15 protein-coding genes and 1 pseudogene are annotated in these 19,109 nt (G+C 67.0%); 8 read left to right on the plus strand and 8 right to left on the minus strand.

All coding sequences use genetic code 11. From position 1 onward, the window contains the following. Positions 1-39 precede the first annotated feature (39 nt). Both IPK20_11660 and IPK20_11665 read right to left on the minus strand, forming a co-directional pair. On the minus strand, positions 40-882 hold the full coding sequence (locus IPK20_11660) for a xanthine dehydrogenase family protein subunit M (GenBank protein ID MBK8017297.1): 843 nt from the start codon (positions 880-882) through the stop codon (positions 40-42). A gap of 370 nt (positions 883-1,252) precedes the next feature. Beyond that, complete coding sequence (locus IPK20_11665; protein ID MBK8017298.1) at positions 1,253-1,903, minus strand: hypothetical protein; 651 nt, start codon at positions 1,901-1,903, stop codon at positions 1,253-1,255. A 183-nt stretch (positions 1,904-2,086) separates the two neighbouring features. Here IPK20_11665 and IPK20_11670 point away from each other — a divergent pair, with 183 nt between their 5' ends. From IPK20_11670 to IPK20_11680, 3 genes and pseudogenes are all read left to right on the plus strand, one after another. After that, entirely contained in the window at positions 2,087-2,746 is a 660-nt protein-coding gene (locus tag IPK20_11670) for a DsbA family oxidoreductase (protein ID MBK8017299.1), read from the plus strand. Positions 2,747-2,789: 43 nt separating this feature from the next. After that, a pseudogene (locus IPK20_11675) lies at positions 2,790-3,692 on the plus strand (threonine/serine dehydratase). Between the two features lie 97 nt (positions 3,693-3,789). Further along, positions 3,790-4,560 carry a class I SAM-dependent methyltransferase gene (locus tag IPK20_11680; GenBank protein ID MBK8017300.1) on the plus strand — a complete coding sequence of 257 codons (771 nt, stop codon included), beginning with the start codon at positions 3,790-3,792 and terminating at the stop codon, positions 4,558-4,560. A gap of 45 nt (positions 4,561-4,605) precedes the next feature. Here IPK20_11680 and IPK20_11685 read toward each other — a convergent pair whose 3' ends face one another. Beyond that, the gene (locus IPK20_11685) at positions 4,606-4,902 is read right to left on the minus strand and encodes a YciI family protein (GenBank protein ID MBK8017301.1); all 297 of its coding nucleotides are present in this window, start codon (positions 4,900-4,902) and stop codon (positions 4,606-4,608) included. 712 nt (positions 4,903-5,614) lie between these two features. Between IPK20_11685 and IPK20_11690 the strand changes: the two genes are divergently transcribed. The 4 genes from IPK20_11690 to IPK20_11705 all read left to right on the plus strand — a co-directional run bounded on the left by IPK20_11690 (position 5,615) and on the right by IPK20_11705 (position 11,559). Beyond that, the gene (locus tag IPK20_11690) at positions 5,615-7,537 is read left to right on the plus strand and encodes a PrkA family serine protein kinase (GenBank protein MBK8017302.1); all 1,923 of its coding nucleotides are present in this window, start codon (positions 5,615-5,617) and stop codon (positions 7,535-7,537) included. A 52-nt stretch (positions 7,538-7,589) separates the two neighbouring features. Continuing rightward, positions 7,590-8,864, plus strand: coding sequence for a YeaH/YhbH family protein (locus IPK20_11695; protein MBK8017303.1), 1,275 nt, complete (start codon positions 7,590-7,592; stop codon positions 8,862-8,864). Positions 8,865-8,922: 58 nt separating this feature from the next. Further along, a complete protein-coding gene (locus IPK20_11700) occupies positions 8,923-10,407 on the plus strand; it encodes a SpoVR family protein (GenBank protein ID MBK8017304.1) in 1,485 nt (494 codons plus the stop codon). Positions 10,408-10,683: 276 nt separating this feature from the next. Beyond that, the gene (locus tag IPK20_11705) at positions 10,684-11,559 is read left to right on the plus strand and encodes a TauD/TfdA family dioxygenase (protein MBK8017305.1); all 876 of its coding nucleotides are present in this window, start codon (positions 10,684-10,686) and stop codon (positions 11,557-11,559) included. Positions 11,560-11,641: 82 nt separating this feature from the next. Here IPK20_11705 and eutC read toward each other — a convergent pair whose 3' ends face one another. The 5 genes from eutC to IPK20_11730 form a co-directional block, all read right to left on the minus strand. After that, positions 11,642-12,466, minus strand: a complete 825-nt coding sequence (eutC, locus tag IPK20_11710) for an ethanolamine ammonia-lyase subunit EutC (protein ID MBK8017306.1) — start codon at positions 12,464-12,466, stop codon at positions 11,642-11,644. Positions 12,467-12,488: 22 nt separating this feature from the next. Then, complete coding sequence (locus tag IPK20_11715; protein ID MBK8017307.1) at positions 12,489-13,874, minus strand: ethanolamine ammonia-lyase subunit EutB; 1,386 nt, start codon at positions 13,872-13,874, stop codon at positions 12,489-12,491. A 124-nt stretch (positions 13,875-13,998) separates the two neighbouring features. Beyond that, entirely contained in the window at positions 13,999-15,441 is a 1,443-nt protein-coding gene (locus IPK20_11720) for a glycerol kinase (GenBank protein MBK8017308.1), read from the minus strand. Between the two features lie 252 nt (positions 15,442-15,693). After that, positions 15,694-16,419, minus strand: a complete 726-nt coding sequence (locus IPK20_11725) for a transglycosylase SLT domain-containing protein (protein MBK8017309.1) — start codon at positions 16,417-16,419, stop codon at positions 15,694-15,696. Continuing rightward, positions 16,395-18,104, minus strand: coding sequence for a proline--tRNA ligase (locus tag IPK20_11730; protein MBK8017310.1), 1,710 nt, complete (start codon positions 18,102-18,104; stop codon positions 16,395-16,397). The genes IPK20_11725 and IPK20_11730 overlap by 25 nt, the downstream gene beginning before the upstream one ends. 193 nt (positions 18,105-18,297) lie before the next feature. On the opposite strand from IPK20_11730, the gene IPK20_11735 reads away from it, so the two are divergent. Continuing rightward, positions 18,298-19,086, plus strand: coding sequence for a polyamine aminopropyltransferase (locus IPK20_11735; GenBank protein MBK8017311.1), 789 nt, complete (start codon positions 18,298-18,300; stop codon positions 19,084-19,086). The last annotated feature ends 23 nt before the right edge of the window (positions 19,087-19,109 follow it).

The raw sequence follows: 19,109 nt of genomic DNA on the forward strand, positions 1-19,109 counted from the left end.
TCACCGAGAACTCGACCGCGTGGGTCCGCGCACGGTCGTTCAAAGTTTCTCTCCCGCGTGCTGAAGCAGGCGCGACACGAGTGTCTGCGCGGCATCAACGCGATAGACGCGCGAAGCGCGGACGTCGTCGATGGGCGCGAGCGCCGCCAGATGCTCCGGCTGGACCAGGTGGCCCAGCGCGCTCGCGACCGGTTTGCCCGTGAGCACGTCCTCGAGGGCAGTCAACCGGCAGGCCACGGGCGAACACGCGCCGACGGCGATGCGGGCACGGGTGATGACGCCTGTCTCGTCCGCTTCCAGCACGGCCGCCGCCATCACGATGGAGATGACGAGATAGCGCCGGGCGCCCAGCTTGAGGAAGTGGCCGGCGCTGCGCGCCGCGGGACACGGAACATGCAGAGCTGTCACCAGCTCGTCGATGGATCGGTCCACCCGGCGGGGGCCACGAAGAAAATCGGCAAGGGCCACGCGTCTGCGCCCGGACGGGCCGGCAATCTCCACGCTTGCGTCCAATGCGGCCAGGGCCGGAATGCCGTCGGCGGCCGGAGAGGCATTGCAGACGTTGCCGGCGATGGTGCCCGCATTCTGGATCTGCGGTCCGCCGATCTCCCGTGCCGCGAGCTTCAGCGCGTCGAACGCAGCGGGGAGCGGGGTGTCCTGCAGTTCGCGCCAGGTGACGGCTGCGCCGATGCGCCAGCCGTGTTCATCCTCGCGGATTCCCGCGAGTTCGGGGATGCCGGTGATGTCGAGAACATCCGATTCGAGCGTCCGGCCCGCACGAGCAGGGTAGAAATCGGTACCGCCGGCCAGGATCACGTGCGGGCGCTTCGCCAGCGCCTCGAGCGCGTGGTCGAGCGTCTGGGGACGCACATAGGTGTTCATGCGAGCACAGTGGCCGGGACGGTCGGAGGTCGTTCGAGGATAGCCGTTTTGCCATCACGGCGATAGGCAATGGGCGCGGCACCACGAGGAGTGCCGCGCTCGAGCGGCCGTTGCAGGAAGACCGGCCGGAGGTGGCAGCAAAGGAGAGAGGAACTGCGGCAGCCGGTCCTGCCCTTCTATATGGAACAGGTGTCGAGGAAGGCCCGGATCACCCGCGGAGGAATCGCGCGGCCTTCCGGAACGGGCGACGGCGAAGCGGGATGCCCGGAAAGGTCGGAGCGACGCGTCTCACGAGCGTGTGCCGCGAGCAGAACTTCGTTGGACTGGGGGAGGGCCTGCGTCGCGGATCCTTCCACCGATCGGAACGTCTTCAGTTGCAAAGACCGCCGAGGGAGGCGTCCATGGAGCCGGCACCGCTTGCGGGCGCGGCATCGTCCAGTTCGGCGAGGGCGGCTTGCTGCTTCCGGACCGCGGCGAGGTCCTTCTTGAGCTTGTCGCACTGCTCCTTGGACAACCCGGCGGTCTTCGCGGGTTCTGCCGCTGCCGGCGCCGGTTGCGCGGCCGCCTTGGCCGCCGCCGCTTCCGCTGCTGCCTTGGCCGCGCGCTCCTTTTCCCTTTCCTTTTCGGCGGCGTCGGCTTTCGCCAGGCAGTCGGCCTCGACGATCGCCCGCACTTCGCCCGGCGACCCCGGCGTCTGATAGACGGAGGTCACGAACCGGCGGCGTGCGGATTTCTCCTGCACACCCAGGTATTCGTTGTCGACGGCGGCCAGTGCCTGCGTCGCACTGACCCCGCCCGTCTTCTTGCGCGAGATGCGCTCGGCGTCCTCGCCCACGGCTGCACAGGCTCGCTGGGTGTCCGTGCCTCCGGAAGACCGCCGGGTGGTCGTGACCACGCGAGCGCCTTCGCCACAGGGCTTGTCGGCGTAGGTGCCGTCCGGACAGCGGTATACCTTGGCGGCGTGTGCGCCGCCCGAAAACACGGCCGTCAACAGGGCGAAAGTGCATGCAAGCAGTCGCATGGGGGTTCCAGGAAAATGGGCAGTTCCGGTGTTTTCGGCGTGCGCAGGCGCGGTTTGAGGGTTGCCGTGCGGAGGACCGGATCCGAGCGCGCCGATTGCCCCGTGACCGGCTTCCGATGCGAAGGTCCGGGAGTGTCCCTGCGATATCATCGGCCGGGTCGAAGGGAGGAGAACGTGGACGCAATGCTCGATGGCGTGGATGTGATTTCGGATGTCGTATGTCCCTGGTGTTTCATCGGCAAACGCCACCTGGATGCGGCGCTGGCCCGGTGGCAGTCTCTCCATCCCGGCGAGCGGCCGGACGTGCGCTGGCACGCCTTCCAGCTGAACCCGGACATGCCTGTCGAAGGCATGGACCGGCAGGACTACGTCGCGGCGAAATTCGGCGGTCCCGACCGAGCGCGCGACATCTACGCCCGGGTCGCCGCGGCGGGCCGCACGGCGGGCATCGAGTTCGACTTCGGCCGCATGCAGATCCAGCCCAACACCTCCCAGGCGCACCGCCTCATCGCGTGGGCCGGGGCGAAGGGCCGGCAGGACGCCATGGTGGAGACCCTGTTCCGGGGCTACTTTCTGACCGCTTCCAACCTGACCGACGACGGCCAGCTCGCGCTGCTCGCCGAACAGGCAGGTCTGGACAAGGATGAGGCCACGGGGTTTCTGGCGGGCGACGAACTGCGCGGGGAGGTCGCCGCCGACGAACGCATGGCGCGAAGCATCGGCGTGCAGGGCGTTCCGTTCTTCATCTTCAACCGGCGGCTGGCGGTGTCCGGTGCGCAGCCGCCCGAGGTGCTGATCCAGGCCATGGAAGAAGCATCTCGAGCGCCGGCCGCTGCCACATGAGGCATCCTCGAGCCATGTTCCCCGGGAGTCCGCGGGTTCCGGCATGGCCGGCGCGCCGCACGTGATGGACCTGCGTTCCGAGATCGAGGCGGCGGCCCGCCGCATCCGGCCCCATGTCCGGCGCACGCCCGTGCTGCCGCTCACTGCCGGAGAAAGCGGCGGCGATTTCACGGTCTTCCTGAAGCTGGAGTACTTGCAGCACGTCGGCTCGTTCAAGCCGAGGGGTGCTTTCAACCGGATGCTGTCGGCCGAGATTCCGCCGGCGGGCGTCATCGCGGCCTCCGGCGGCAATCACGGGCTGGCCGTCGCGTACGCCGCAGGCGTGCTGGGCGTTCCGGCCGAGATCTTCGTTCCGGAGATCGCAGCGCCCGTGAAGATCGCCCGGCTGAGGGAACTTTCCGCCACGGTCCACGTGGTCGGACGCCACTACGCCGAAGCATGGAATGCCTGTGCGGCGCGGCAGGCGGTGTCGAAGGCGCTGCTGGTCCATGCGTACGACCAGCCCGAAGTGCTGGCGGGGCAGGGCACGGTGGCCGCGGAGTTCGAGGAGCAGTTCCCGGATATCGACACGGTGATGGTGGCCGTGGGAGGCGGAGGGCTCGTGGGCGGAATCGCCGGCTGGTTCGGCGGGCGGGCGCGGGTGGTGGCGGTCGAACCACAGACGTCCTGCGCCCTGCATGCGGCGCTGGCAGCCGGTGCTCCGGTGGATGTCGACGTGAGCGGCATTGCCGCGGATTCCCTCGGTGCGAGGCGGGTCGGAGAGCACATGTTTCCCGTGGCGCGACAGCACGTGGATCGCGTCGTGCTTGTGGACGATGCGCAGATTCGTGCAGCGCAGCAAGCGCTTTGGCGGGATTTCCGGATCGTCGCGGAACCGGGTGGGGCCACGGCGTTCGCGGCATTGCGCTCGCGCCTCTACGTGCCCCGGCGGGGCGAACGGGTGGGGTGGTCGTGTGCGGCGCGAACTGCGATCCCGCCACGATCACCGGCACACCATGACCGACGCCATCGCCAAGACCGCCTTCTACTGCGCAGGTGCCCGCATGCTCGACGCGCGCGCCGCCTCACCCCTCGTGGACGACCGTCTGGCCGAACGGTTGATGGGAGAGCAGGGCATGCAGATCTTCGAAGCGTTCCGCGGGTTGCGGCATCCCAACGGCTCGGTGGTCGCGCGGCACAAGATCATCGATGACGCGTTGCGCGAACGGTTCAAGGGCCGTCCGGAACGCCTGGCGGTGGTCCTGGGTGCCGGGCTGGACACCCGTGCGTTCCGCTTCCGTACCGGCCGGTGGGTCGAGATCGACATGCCGGGCACGCTCGACTACAAGGAACGGCTGCTGCCGGCGGCGAGCTGTCCCGTGCCGCTCACGCGGATCGGTCTGGACCTCTCGCGCGGTTCGCTCGAGGACACGCTGTCGCCCTACGCCACCTCCAAGAAGGTGAGCGTGATCGTGGAGGGGGTCTTCATGTACCTCGACGAATCCGTCGCCGCGAACATGGCAAGGGCCCTGTCGAAACTGTTTCCGAACCACACCCTGATCTGTGACCTCCTCTCGCGCCGGTTCGCCCGCCGTTACGCGGGGCCGCTGCGCAATGCGCTGTCGCAACTGGGGGCCGAACTCACCTGGACGCCGGACGATCCGGTCAAGGCTTTCCGCCGCATCGGCTACGAACGCGTGGGCGGTTCGTCCATCGTGCTGCGCGCCGCCGAGTGGAAGTCGATTCCGGTCGCGACCTGGGCCGTGCGCTGGCTTCTTCCGACGTTGCGCGACGGTTACGCCGTCCACCTCTTCAAGCCGGCATCCGCAAGCTGAGTCCGCCGGTGGCGCGCTGCCGCGCAATCGGCGGGAACCTCGCGCTCAGACGAGCTTCTTCTTGTCGAAGAACGCCTTGCGCCAGCGCGTGACCGTCACCTTCTCGAACAGCCCGGCCTTCGTGAACGGATCCTCGGCAATGAAGCGTTCCGCGGCCGCGCGATCCTCCGTGTCCACGAGAAGCACGCCGCCGTGGCCGCCCGTTCCGTCGTCATCGATGAGCGCACCGGCCGCGAGGAGCAGGTGCTGATTGGCGGTGAGGTACTCGAGGTGCGCGGGGCGGGCAGCGGCCCGCACTTCGGCGCTCCCGGGCTTGTCGACGGTCTGGATGGCGTAGGGCATGAAAGATCTTCTCCGCAAGGAATTCAGGTCGAAGTTGCCGACGTGTTTGCCGTCAGCAGTCCGCATTGCCGACTGCCAGCGGGCCTGCACCGCCGGCCGCATCGCTGCACGGACGGCAACGCTGATCGCCGCACGGCCGCACAACGGTGGAGCGCCATCGACGCACGCGTGCTCCATTGATGCGCCCGGGTTGCGCTTGAACGTCGATGACTGACCCCGGGGAAGCATCTTAACGCCGCGATGGTGCTGCACGCGCGTCTCGTTCGCACGTCTTTCCGCCCGCGATGCGCTCGACGATGAAACTTAAGCGCGACGTCCCCGATCCAAGGGGCATCGCACGATGAGATGCCACCCATCAAATCGAGGACCCCGACGGTCCCGCAGTTCATTCCCGGAGACCTGCCCCTTCGCAGGGTGCTGGCACCCAATTCGCTCTGTCTTCCCTCAGGAAGGCGTTTCGCGCACCGATGTGCCTGGCGGTGACGGTCCGGTCTGCCCGATCCGGGCAGCGCGTGCCCGAGAGGCGGAATGGCGGCACGCCGGGTCCTCCGGCAGTCATTCGTGCGCGTTGAAGGTGTCGCGCAGCCGGGAAACGGTCGCAACGGCTTCAGAAAGATCGGGTATTGGTCGTTTCAGGGAACAACAACAAGCGAAGAGGCGGAGAGACGAGTCGACATGCCGTAAAACGCAGGTGAATGGAGAAGGATCGATGATGAAGATCGCTGAAGGGTACAAGGCCAGATATTCGTCCAGCCAGGCCGATGAGATGTCGGTGGAGGAATATCTGGAGCTTTGCAGGAAGGACCCGGCGGTGTATGCAAGTGCCGCGGAACGGATGCTCGCGGCAATCGGCGAACCTGAAGTCGTCGACACCCGGCTCGACCCAAGGCTGTCGCGGCTCTTCTCCAACCGGGTCATCAAGCGCTATCCCGCCTTTGCCGAGTTCTACGGCATGGAGGACGTGGTGGCGCAGATCGTCGCCTTCTTCAAGCACGCCGCCCAGGGTCTCGAGGAGAAGAAGCAGATCCTCTATCTTCTGGGTCCGGTGGGCGGCGGGAAGTCCTCCATCGCCGAGCGCCTCAAGCAGCTGATGGAAAAGCGTCCCATCTATGCGCTCAAGGGCTCTCCCGTCAACGAATCCCCCCTGGGGCTCTTCGCGCCCGAGGAGTTCGGCGACACGCTTCTTGCCGATTACGGCATTCCCCGCCGGTACCTCAGCGGCATCATGTCGCCCTGGGCCATCAAGCGCCTGCAGGAATTCGACGGCGACATCTCGCAGTTCCGCGTCGTGCGCATCCAGCCTTCGGTGCTGCGGCAGGTCGCCATCGCCAAGACCGAACCCGGCGACGAAAACAATCAGGACATCTCCTCTCTGGTCGGCAAAGTGGATATCCGCAAGCTCGACCGCTACGCCCAGGACGACCCCGACGCCTACAGCTACTCCGGCGGGCTGTGCCTGGCGAACCAGGGGCTGCTCGAGTTCGTGGAGATGTTCAAGGCGCCGATCAAGATGCTGCACCCCCTGCTGACGGCCACCCAGGAGGGCAACTTCAAGGGCACCGAGGGCTTCTCGGCCATTCCGTTCAGCGGCGTGATCCTGGCGCACAGCAACGAATCGGAATGGCAATCTTTCCGCAACAACCGGCACAACGAGGCTTTCCTCGACCGTATCTACATCGTCAAGGTGCCCTACTGCCTGCAGGTGTCGGACGAGATGCGGATCTACGAAAAGCTCGTGAGGAACAGCGCGCTCGCCCATGCGCCGTGCGCTCCCCACACCCTGGAGATGATGGCGCAGTTCTCCGTCCTGTCTCGCCTGAAGGACCCGGAGAACTCCAGCCTGTACTCCAAGATGCGGGTGTACGACGGCGAGAGCCTGAAGGACACCGATCCGCGCGCCAAGTCCTATCAGGAATACCGCGAGTACGCCGGACCGGACGAGGGCATGACGGGGATCTCCACACGCTTCGCCTACAAGATCCTGTCGACGGTGTTCAACCATGACCAGGTGGAGGTGGCCGCCAACCAGGTTCACCTCATGTACGTGCTGGAGCAGCGGATCGGCCGCGAGGACTTCCCGGACGAAACCAAGCGCAGGTACCTGGAGTTCATCAAGGGCTACCTCGCGCCGCGTTACGCGGAGTTCATCGGCAAGGAGATCCAGACCGCGTACCTCGAGTCCTATTCCGAGTACGGCCAGAACATCTTCGACCGTTACGTCACGTACGCCGATTGCTGGATCCAGGACGAGGAGTTCCGCGACCCCGACACCGGCGAGTTCTTCGACCGTTCGGCGCTCAATACCGAGCTCGAGAAGATCGAGAAGCCGGCCGGCATCGCCAATCCGAAGGACTTCCGCAACGAGATCGTGAACTTCGTGCTGCGGGCGCGTGCGAACAACGGCGGCAAGAATCCCGTGTGGAGCAGCTACGAGAAACTGCGCGAGGTCATCGAGAAGAAGATGTTCTCCAGCACCGAAGATCTGCTGCCGGTGATCTCCTTCAACGCCAAGGCGTCCACGGAGGATCAGAAGAAGCACCAGAACTTCGTGGACCGCATGGTGGCCAAGGGGTACACCGAGAAGCAGGTCCGTCTGCTCTCGGAGTGGTACCTCCGGGTCCAGAAGTCCTCGTGAGGCGGCCTTCCATGAATCTTGTGTCTCGAACGCGGGCGGGAACCGGACGACCATGAACCGACTGGTCGATCGCCGGTTGAACGGACGCAACCGGAGCGCGGTCAACCGGGAGCGTTTTCTCCGCCGTTACAAGGATCACATCCGCCGCTCGGTGAAGGGCATGATCGCCGAGCGTTCCATCGGCGACATGGCCAAGGGCGGCGAGGTGAAGGTCCCGGTCAAGGACCTCTCGGAACCGGGGTTCGGCTATGGTCAGGGCGGGGACTGGGAGCACGTCCATCCGGGCAACCGCGAGTTCACGGCCGGGGATCGCATCAAGCGTCCCGACGGAGGCGCCGGCGGAGGTCGGGGCGAGGGCGATTCCGGTTCGGGGGAGGTGGTGGACGAGTTCGTGTTCACGCTTTCCCGCGACGAATTCCTGAACATCTTCTTCGAGGATCTCGAGCTTCCCAACCTCATGCGCACGGCTGTGGCCGAGAGCGAGGACACCAAGCTCGTCCGGGCGGGCTACGTGAAGGACGGCACTCCGTCGAATCTCAGCGTGGTCCGCACCATGAAGACGGCACTCGCGCGGCGGATTGCGCTGGGCGGACCGATCAGGAAGGAACTGCGATGCCTTGCCGAAGAACGCGAGACGGCGCTTCGCGACAGCCGTCCGCAAGCGGACATCGAGGCGCTCGACACGAAGATCGCGGAACTGGAGGCCCAGCTCGCGCGCCTGCCCTTTCTCGACGATGTCGATCTGCGCTACCGGCACAGGGTGGCCGTTCCGCGGCCGGCGGCGCGGGCCGTGATGTTCTGCCTCATGGACGTGTCCGCGTCCATGGACGAGCGCAAGAAGGATCTCGCCAAGCGCTTCTATACGCTGCTGTATCTCTTCCTGATGCGGCGTTACGAGCGGGTCGATCTGGTCTTCATCCGTCACACGGACGAGGCGCAGGAGGTGGACGAGGACACGTTCTTCCACGATACGCGCAGCGGCGGCACTGTGGTGTTCTCGGCGCTGGAGCTGATGGCACAGATCGTCACCGCACGCTATCCGCCGGACGACTGGAACATCTATGCGGCGCAGGCCTCCGACGGCGATGCCTTCGGCGCGGATCCGGCCAAGAGCGCCCGGTTCCTGCGCGAGACGCTGCTGCCCCTGACGCGGTATTTCGCTTATATCGAATGTCCGGCGGAGCATCAGACCGGGCAGAGCAGCCTGTGGGTGGAGTACCAGGAGCTGCAGAGGCCGGATCTCAACTTCGCCATGCGGCGGGTCTACCATCCCTCGGAGATCTACCCCGTGTTCCGGGATCTCTTCCGCAAGGAGCGTGTGACATGACAGCACGTGACCGAACACATCGCGGGGAGGGGCGCCCGTGAACGCCATCGCCGATCTCATGTTGCCGCACGGTCCCGAATGGGACTTCGAGGCGTTGGAACAGTACGACCGGGTCATTGCGCGCACGGCCGTGGAGTACGGTTTGGACACGTATTTGAATCAGATCGAGATTATCAATTTTGAGCAGATACTCAATGCCTACGCCTCCAGCGGCCTGCCGCTCGGCTATCCGCACTGGTCGTTCGGCAAGGCCTTCATCCGGCACGAGCAGGCCTACCGCAAGGGCTACCAGGGTCTCGCCTACGAGATCGTGATCAACTCCAACCCCTGCATCTCGTATCTGATGGAGGAGAATTCCCTCACGATGCAGGCGCTGGTGATCGCGCACGCGTGCTACGGGCACAACTCGTTCTTCAAGGGCAACTACCTGTTCCGGCAGTTCACCCAGGCCGACGCGATCCTCGACTACCTGGTGTTCGCGCGCCGCTATGTCATGGAGTGCGAGGAGCGCCACGGGGCGGCGGAGGTGGAGGAGGTCATCGATTCCTGCCACGCGCTGATGGACTACGGGGTGGACCGCTATCGCAGGCCCCAGCCGATCTCCGCACGCGAACGCGAGGCGCGCCGCTCCGAGCAGCAGGAGTACGAGCGGCAGCAGTTCAACGATCTCTGGCGAACCCTGCCTGCCACGGAAGCCGCGCCCCTGCGATCCGCCGCGCAGTCGTTCCCGCCGGAGCCGGAAGAGAACATCCTCTATTTCGTGGAGAAGTATTCGCCACGGCTCGCGCCCTGGCAGCGCGAACTGGTGCGCATCGTCCGCAAGCTGGGCCAGTACTTCTATCCGCAGACCCAGACCAAGGTGATGAACGAGGGCTGGGCGACGTTCTGGCATTACACGCTGCTCAACCGCCTCTACGAGAAGCGCGTGGTGGACGATGCGTTCATGATCGAATTCCTGCACGACCACACGAACGTCGTCGCGCAGCGCGGGTTCGACGAGCGCGGCTATCACGGCATGAATCCCTACGCGCTGGGCTTTGCCATGATGTCCGACATCCGCCGGATGTGCGAGCACCCCACGGCCGAGGATCGCGAGTGGTTCCCCGATCTGGCCGGCACCGACTGGGTGAAGTCGCTGGACTTTGCCATGCGCAATTTCAAGGACGAATCCTTCATCGCGCAGTACCTGTCGCCCAAGCTGATCCGCGATTTCCGGCTGTTCGTGATCGCGGACCATGCAGAGGAAACCGATCTGCTCGTGGACAGCATCCACGACGAGCAGGGCTACCGGCGCGTGCGCCGCATGCTGGCCGATCAGCACCGCCGCGACAACCGCCTGCCCGACGTGCAGGTGACCCGGTTCGACCGCGACGGCGATCGCTCGCTCACGCTCCGCAACCAGATCTTGCGCGGCAGACCGCTCGCGGACGACGAAACGAACCAGGTCCTCCGCCACCTGGGCCGTCTCTGGGGTTTCACGGTTCGTCTGGAATCCGTGGACGCAGACGGGCGGATCGAGCGGTTCAGGGAATGGAGGCCCTAGATTCCCAGACCCCAGACCCTGGACCCTAGCCCTAGACCCCAGGCCCTGGACCCTAGACCCTAGACCCTGGACCCTGGACCCTGGCCCCGGACCCTGGACCGGGCCCCGGGCCCGAGGAAATCGGCCGCGGGTCCCTCGTGCATCGCCGCCGCAGGCGGCCGAACCACCCTGGGGTCGAGGGTCCCGGCGGGACTCGGGCCTGGTTGAGAGCCTCGTCTATCGCCCGGATGTCCGTCCGTTCTATCCTTGTGCTCCTTGCCGGAGGGGAGAACAACGATGACGCTCACGTTCCGCAGGCTGCATCCGCTCTTCGCGGCGGAAGTGGGCCCGGTCGAGCTGCGGCGCATTCACGACCGACCCACGCTCGACGCCATACGGGCCGCCATGGACGAATACGCGGTTCTGGTGTTCCGCGACCAGCCGTTCACGGACGAGGAGCAGATGGCGTTCGCACGCAGGCTCGACGGGGAACTGCACGCGAAGACCGGCGCCGCGGCCATCGGCAGGAGCCGTCTCGGGACCGAAGCCATTGCCGACATCTCGAACGTCGACGAGAAAGGCGACCTCCTCGATTCCGACGATCGCCGGCGGATGTACGCCCTGGGCAACCGCCTGTGGCACACCGACGCGTCGTTCCAGGATCCGCCCGGCCGGCTGTCGATGCTGTCCGCGCGTGTCGTGCCGCCCCGCGGCGGCGACACCGAATTCGCCGACATGCGGGCGGCCTACGATGCACTCGACCCCGATCTCAAGGCGGAGATCGAGCCGCTGCGCGCCCACCATTCCATCGCGCATTCGCGCCAGACGCTGGGTTTCGAATTCAACGAGGCGGAGCTCGGCCTGCTGCAGGGGGCGGCTCATCCGCTCGTGCGCATCAATCCCCGCACGGGGCGTCGTGCGCTGTACCTCGCGTCCCATGCCTCGCGCGTGCTGGACCGGCCGGTGCCGGAGGGGCGCCTGCTGCTCGGCGAACTGATCGAACATGCGACCCGCGCACCCTTCGTCTACCGCCACGCCTGGCGGCCGGGCGATCTGGTGATGTGGGACAACCTCGCCACGTTGCACCGCGCCACGCGATTCGCCGATGGAGCGCACCGGCGGGAGATGCGACGCGTGACGACGCTGGATCTGCCCGGGAACGCGGCGGCATAGCGCAGAGCGCGCGCACTCTCGTCCGGCGCGGCGAGTCCCGACCTCCTGATGGCAAGGCACCCCGTGGCGTGGAAAGGTCGAGTCAGGGAGCTTCCCTGCTCGCCGCTTCGCCGGACGAGGCAAGACTTGCCGCGGCGGCGTCCCCGATCGCGGGAGCCGATTCCTTCAATTCCACGCCCGACAGCTTGCGCGTCCTCGCCTCGTTCATAAGGAACGAGAGCTTGTGCGCGGCCAGCGCGTACGACAGTCCCTCGGGCGGCCGGACGTTGGAGATGCAGTTGCGCTCGGCGTTGCTGCGTCCGGGGATGGGATCGTAGGTGAGATAGATTCCCAGGCTGTCCGGCGAGGACAGTCCCGGGCGTTCCCCGATCAGGATGACGCTCATGCGGGCGCCCAGCAGGGCGCCCACTTCGTCGGCCACCGCCACCCGGCCCTGTTCCACGATGCAAACAGGGGCCAGCGACCATCCGTCCTCCCGCAGACGGGGGGCGACACTGTCCAGCAGAGCGGCGGCGTGCGCTTCCGCGGCCCGTGCCGAAAGGCCGTCCGCGATCACGAACACGCAGTCGAAGGGAGTGTCCGGGCGCGGCCGGTCTTCGAGCGCGGTCCGCGACGGCTCCGACAGAATGCGGCCCAGATCCGGCCGGGCGATGTACGCGGCACGGTCGGCCGCTGCACTGTGCAGCCGGAGCACTTCGTGCCCCGAGGCTCCGAGCCGCTTGGCCAGGGCCTCTGCATCGAGTCCCAGCTGCACCGCGTCGCGCGCCTGCGCGTGCGCAAGCTGAAAACGCAACAGGGCCGCGGTGGGAAGGCTGCCGCCGGCCCGCCCCAGTCCGACGCGCGCGCTCGTGAGGCGGCTCAATTCGTTCCAGGGATCGGGACGGCCGACGCCGGTCGACTTCTTCATGGAACGCCCGCTCCGGGTACCTTCATGCGTCCTCCTTCACCAGCTCCAGCAGCCGGTGCCGGACCTCGGCGGGTCTCAACCTCGTCCCGCCTTCCAGGATGCCCATGTCTTCCAGCCACGTTTCGAACTCCGGCGCGGGACGCAGCCCCAGCGTCTGGCGCAGGTAAAGGGCGTCGTGGAACGACGTGCTCTGGTAATTGAGCATGATGTCGTCGGCTCCGGGCACGCCCATGATGTAGTTCACGCCGGCGGTGCCCAGCAGAGTGAGCAGTGCGTCCATGTCGTCCTGGTCGGCATCGGCGTGATTCGTGTAACAGACGTCCATGCCCATGGGCAGGCCCAGCAGCTTGCCGCAGAAGTGATCCTCCAGCCCCGCGCGGACGATCTCCCGGCCGTTCAGGTACTCGGGGCCGATGAACCCGACCACGCTGTTCACGAGCAGAGGACGGTAGCGCCGCGCCAGTCCGTAGGCCCGCGCTTCCAACGTCTGCTGATCGACACCGTGGTGGGCGTTGGCGGAAAGCGCGCTGCCCTGGCCGGTCTCGAAATACATCACGTTGCTGCCCACGGTTCCGCGGCCGAGCGAGCGGGCCATGTCGTTCGCTTCGTCCAGCAGCGAGGCGCTGATACCGAAGCTGCGGTTCGTCGCCTCCGTTCCGCCGATCGACTGGAAGACGAGATCCACCGGAACGCCCTGGCGCATGGCGTCCATGGTGGTGGTGACGTGCGTGAGGATGCAGGACTGGGTCGGGATGCCATGGGCCTCGATGATCTGCGCGAGCATGCGGTTGAGCATCGATACCTGCGCGAGATTGTCGGTCGCGGGGTTGATGCCGATCACCGCATCGCCACAGGCGTACAGCAGGCCATCGACGATGCTGGCCGCGATGCCCTTCGGGTCGTCCGTGGGGTGGTTGGGCTGCAGGCGATTGGAGAGCCTGCCGGGCAGTCCGAGCGTGTTGCGGAAGCGGGTCACCACACGAATCTTGGAAGCGGCCAGGACGAGATCCTGGAGACGCATGATCTTGGATACCGCCGCCACCATCTCGGGTGTCAGCCCCGGCGCGAGCGCTTCCAGTTCCTGGGGGCCCGCGCCATACGAAAGCAGCCAGTCGCGGAAGCCGCCGACCGTGAGGTGGCCCACGGTGGAAAAAGCAGCCGGGTCGTGCTCGTCGATGATGAGCCGCGTGATCTCGTCGGACTCGTAGTCGACGACGGTCTCGTTGAGGAACGTCTGGAGCGGCAGATCGGCCAGGGTCATCTGCGCCGCCACGCGCTCCTCGGCAGACACCGCGGCGATACCCGCGAGACGATCGCCCGCGCGCCCCGGCGTGGCTTTCGCGAGCAGTGTTCCGAGGTTGGCGAACCGGTACGTCCTGGCACCGACGACGTGGCTGTAGGTGGGCATGAGCATCTCCCGGAGCGCGCGAGGCCGGCGGACGCGAAGATCGTTCGCCGGACACGGACGGTCCGCCCCGCATGCTCACACGAATCGTCCGGGCCCGGGAAGGGCCGGATGAACCGGCGCGGCGCTATCGCCAGCGGCGGACGCGGCTCGTCGCGTCGGCGTAACGCGCGTGCAGCGACGGATCGAGCGGCTGATCCGGATGGATGACGCGCATGGGCGGCGCCTGGGGCGGCAGTTGTTCCATCGTGCCCAGGCCGGCGCCCATGTACGCGAGCAGGGCGCACCCCAAGCCGGTCAGATCCACGTTGGACGGCACCACCACGGTGCGGTTCAGGGCGCGGGCCAGAAAATCACAGAAGTAGCGGCTGTTCGTCAGCACCCCGTCGACGCTCACGCTGGAGGCCAGGGGCACCCGCTCGTTCATGGCGCTCACGGCTTGCGCCGTGCGCAGCACGACGCCCTCCAGGGCCGAGCGGACCATGAGCCTGCGGTCGGTTTCGAGGTCAAGGCCCAGCCACATGCCGGCCGCGCTGCGGTCCCAGTAGGGGCTGGCCAATCCCGACAGCGCCGGGACGAACGCGAGGCCGCGTTCAAGGGCGGACGGTCCATCGAATGCGTCGAGCTCGCGCTGCTGCGAGAAGAGCCCCAGGCTTCGCACCCAGTTCATGGCGGACACCGCGTTGTAGACCCCGGCATCCAGCGCATAGGTGTCGCGCCCGTCGATGCGCCAGGCGATGGTGGGGACCATTCCGCCGCGGCGCATCGCATCGCCCGGAGAATCCGTGACGGCCAGGGCGAACGCGCCGGACCCGAAGGTGATCTTCAGTTCGCCTGGCCGTCTGCAGCCGTGTCCGAACAGGGCCGCCTGCTGATCGACCGCGCTGGCGACGAGCGGCACGCCGCATTTCCGCAGCACGCCGTATTCGCCGACGGTCGCACGGATCGGAGGCAGCGCGGCGATCGGCACACCGAACAGCCGGCACAGTTCCGGGTCCCACTGGCCCGTGTCCAGGTTCATGAGACTCGTGCGCGAAGCCGCCGTCGCATCCGTGGCGTAGACGCCGCACAGGCGGTCGAGAAAGAAGCTGTCGCTCGTGCCCATGCGCAGTTTTCCGCGCCGGGCGAGCGCCCGTGCCTCGGGCACGTGTTCGAGGATCCAGCGCAATTTCGTCGCCGCGAAGTACGGATCGAGCGGGAGCCCCGCCTTGGCGAGCGTGACGGACTCGGCGCCGTCGGCCCGCAGCGCGTTGACCATGGGCGTCGTGCGCGAGTCCTGCCACACGATCGCGTTGTAGAGCGGTTCGCCGGTCTCCGCGCTCCATGCGACGACCGTTTCGCCCTGGTTGTCGAGACCCACGCCCTCGGCGCCGGTGGCGTGTTCGAGGCAGTGCTCCACCGCTCGCAGCAATTCCAGGGGATCGTGCTCGAACCACCCGGCCTGCGGGTAGAACTGGCGGTGCTCGAGGGAGCACAGGGCAGTGAATTCGCCCTGGCGGGTCAAGCGGAACGCTTTGGTGGACGCGATGCCCTGGTCGACGGCGACGACGAAGGCGGACGTACTTGCCATGGGACGGACCTGACGACGCTCAAGCACTGGACGTGCGGGACGGTCTGTCCGCCCGCGCCTTCCGGTGGCTATGGGGGCGGCCGCGATGCCTCGCCGCCAGTTCCCGTCGTGTCACCGGCTGGAGGGGAGACTACGTCACGCAGGAGGCCCCCGATTTGATCCGGCGCAATTGCGATGCGCGGGATCGGCATGGAAAGAGAGGTGGCATCCGCGAAACCGTCCTGCGCTGGCGCCAGTCGACGCGTCCCCCTGTCAGTGGGGAGACCCCATGAAGACCATGGGTCTTGGCTTGGAGGCAGGGCGGTCCGCGAGGCGTGCCGGCACGGCCGACGCGGCCACGGGACCGGCGCGGCCCGGCGGGCTTTCCGGTTCCAGCATCCAGCGGCTACGCCAGGCCTGCAGCACCTTGTCCGCGTAGCCGGTGCCGCGGCCCAGGCTGCCGTTGTAGCGCGCGAGCGCGCGGCCGAGATCGCCCTTTTCGACGTCCAGGTAGTGCCGCAGGATGGTGCAGCCGTAGCGCAGACGGGTGCGCAGATGGACCAGGTTGTGATCCGGATGGCCGATGCTGGTCACGCAGAACGGCATGACCTGCATGTAGCCGCGGGCGCCGGCACTGGAGACCGCGTACTTGCGGAAATTGCTCTCCACCTGGATGAGGCCCAGGACGAGATGAGGATCGAGCCCCGCCCGGCTCGCCTCGTAGTGCACGGTGAGCAGGAACTCGTGGCGGGCCTGCGGATCGGGGATGCGCTTCGCCAGGCGGGGCGACAGGGTCTTGAGCCACACCTCGCCCTCGATGGGATCGGCAAAGGCGACGTTGGCGGTCGCTTCGTCCGAGACACTGCGCTGCAGACGCGCCTGGACCGCTGCCGACAGCGGCTCGTACCGCTGGGCACCGGCGAGCGCGCGGGGCGGATCCGCGGCAGCGAACAGCAGCGCCGCCGCGAGCGCGGTCAGGCGAGCGAGCGTTCGACCCATGCGGCCGCTTCGGCCAGGGGGCAGGGACCAGCCTTCGGTTCCCCGCGATGCTGGACTTCCACTTCGCCGTTCTTGAGCCCCCGGTCTCCCACGGTGATCCGCAACGGAATGCCGGTGAGTTCCATGTCGGCGAACATCACGCCCGGCCGCTCGTCGCGGTCGTCCAGCAGCACCTCGATCCCCCGCGATTCCAGGTCGCCGTGGAGCTGGTCCGCCGCGGCCTTCACGGCCTCGCTCTTGCGGTAGCCGATGGCGACGATCGCCACGTGGAACGGCGCCATGGCGGACGGGAAGAGGATGCCGCGCTCGTCGTGGTTCTGCTCGATGGCCGCGGCCACGATGCGTGAGACGCCGATGCCGTAGCAGCCCATCTCCATGGGGTGTGTCTGCCCGGCTTCGTCCAGGAAGGTGCAGGACATCGCCTGCGAATACTTGGTGCGGAGCTGGAACACGTGGCCCACTTCGATGCCGCGGCACAGCTCCAGCGTGCCCTGGCCGTCGGGGCTCGCATCGCCGTCCACGACGTTGCGGATGTCGAAGACGTCCGCCGGAGCGGGCAGATCGCGTCCGAAGTTCACGCCGGTCAGGTGATAACCCGCCTCGTTGGCGCCGCAGGCGAAATTGCTCATCGCCGGCACCGACCGGTCGGCGACGATCCGCACCGTTTCCGGCAGGCCGATGGGACCCAGATAGCCCGCGCGCGAACCGGTGTGACGGGCGATCTCTTCCTCGGTGGCGAAGCGGAACTCGCCCAGTCCGGGCACCTTGCCCAGCTTGACCTCGTTCAACTGATGATCGCCGCGCAGCAGCGCGACCACGAGGCGGTCGTCGTGCATCACCGCGATGGCCTTGAGAATGCGCTGCGGCCCCATCCCGAGGAAGGCGCCGACGTCCTCGATCGTCTTCTTCCCGGGCGTTTCCACCTTCGTCATGGGGTGCGCCGGTGCTGCGCGGTCATTCGCGGGGGCCACCGCTTCGGCCAGTTCCACGTTTGCCGCGTAGTCCGAGGAGGGGCAGAACGCGATGGCGTCCTCGCCCGAGTCGGCCAGCACGTGGAATTCGTGCGAGCCGGTCCCGCCGATCGCGCCGGTGTCCGCGGCCACGGCCCGGAACTTCAGGCCGAGCCGCGTGAAGATGCGCGAATAGGCGTCGTACATGTTGCGGTATTCGCGCTGCAGGTCCTCGAACGACGTGTGGAAGGAGTAGGCGTCCTTCATCACGAACTCCCGCGCGCGCATCACGCCGAAACGGGGGCGGATCTCGTCGCGGAACTTGGTCTGGATCTGGTAGAAGTTGACGGGCAACTGGCGGTAGCTGCGGATCTCGCGGCGCGCGATGTCGGTGATCACTTCCTCGTGCGTCGGGCCGAAGCAGAAGTCGCGCTCGTGGCGGTCGCGGATCTTGAGCATCTGGGGTCCGAACACCTGCCAGCGGCCCGTCTCCTGCCACAGTTCCGCCGGCTGCACCGCGGGCATGAACAGCTCCACGGCGCCGGCGCGATTCATCTCCTCCCGCACGATCGCTTCCACCTTGCGCAGCACGCGCAGCCCGAGCGGCATCCAGGTGTACAGGCCGCTGCCGAGCTTGCGGATGAGGCCGGCCCGGAGCATCAGCCGGTGGCTGACGAGTTCGGCTTCGGCGGGGGCTTCCTTGAGGGTGGACAGAAAGAACTGGGAGACTCGCATTGGGCTTCGTTTGCTTGGAAAATGGGGATCCCGGTGCCTGGCGTGCCGCGGACCGGATCGGATCGACTCGTGCGAGGCGCCGGTTGCCTGCCCGGTTACCGCGCGTCCTCTGTGTCGTGGTTCCCGTCCGACGGGCGGGTCGTCCACGTGCACGGCACCGGTGAATTCCCAATTCTAGCGGCCATTCAATCCCATGAGCTTGTTTTCCTCGCTGCGCGCGGGCAGATCGCGCAAGTCCGCCGACGAAGTGCACGTGAGCGAGAAGGGCGGCATCCGTTCCCTGCACCTGGGCAGCGACACCGTCCAGAGCTCCATGCGCATCGCCGCGCCGTTCGAGCTGGTGCTCTCGTACACACGGGCGATGATGGGATTCCTCCTGTTCCATCCCGAGCCGCGACAGTTCCTGATGATCGGCCTGGGCGGCGGCTCGCTCGCCAAGTACGTGTGGCACCGTCTGCCGGAGGCGCGGACGACGGTGATCGAGAACAACGAGCGCATCATGGCAGCCGCCCGCAGCCAGTTCGCGCTGCCCGGCAACGACGAGCGCCTGCACGTCGAGCACGGCGACGGTGCCGAGTTCATCCGCGCCCATCCGGCCTTCTGCGACGTGCTGATGGTGGACGCCTACGACGCGAAGGCCCAGGTCGAGGCGCTGGCCACGGAGGACTTCTACTCCGAGTGCCGCAAGGCGCTCGAACCCGGCGGCGTGCTGGTGGTCAACCTGTGGAGTACCGATCCGCGCTTCGACACCTTCCTCCAGCGCATCGAACGGGTGTTCGACGCCCAGGTGGTGTGCCTGCCCGCGGAGAGGAAAGGCAACGTCGCGGTGTTCGCATTCGACCGCAGGGTTCCCGTCACCCGCTGGGACCAATTGAAGGAAAGGGCGCGGACGCTCGAAGCCGCCACGGGACTCGAAATGCTCAAGTTCGTGGGCCGCCTGGGCGATCTCAATCCGCACAGCGAGCACCGGCTGCTTCTGTGATGGCAGCGCTTTCGTGCGGACGA

This window comes from Betaproteobacteria bacterium (genome assembly GCA_016713305.1).
In the GTDB taxonomy this organism is placed as follows: Bacteria; Pseudomonadota; Gammaproteobacteria; order Burkholderiales.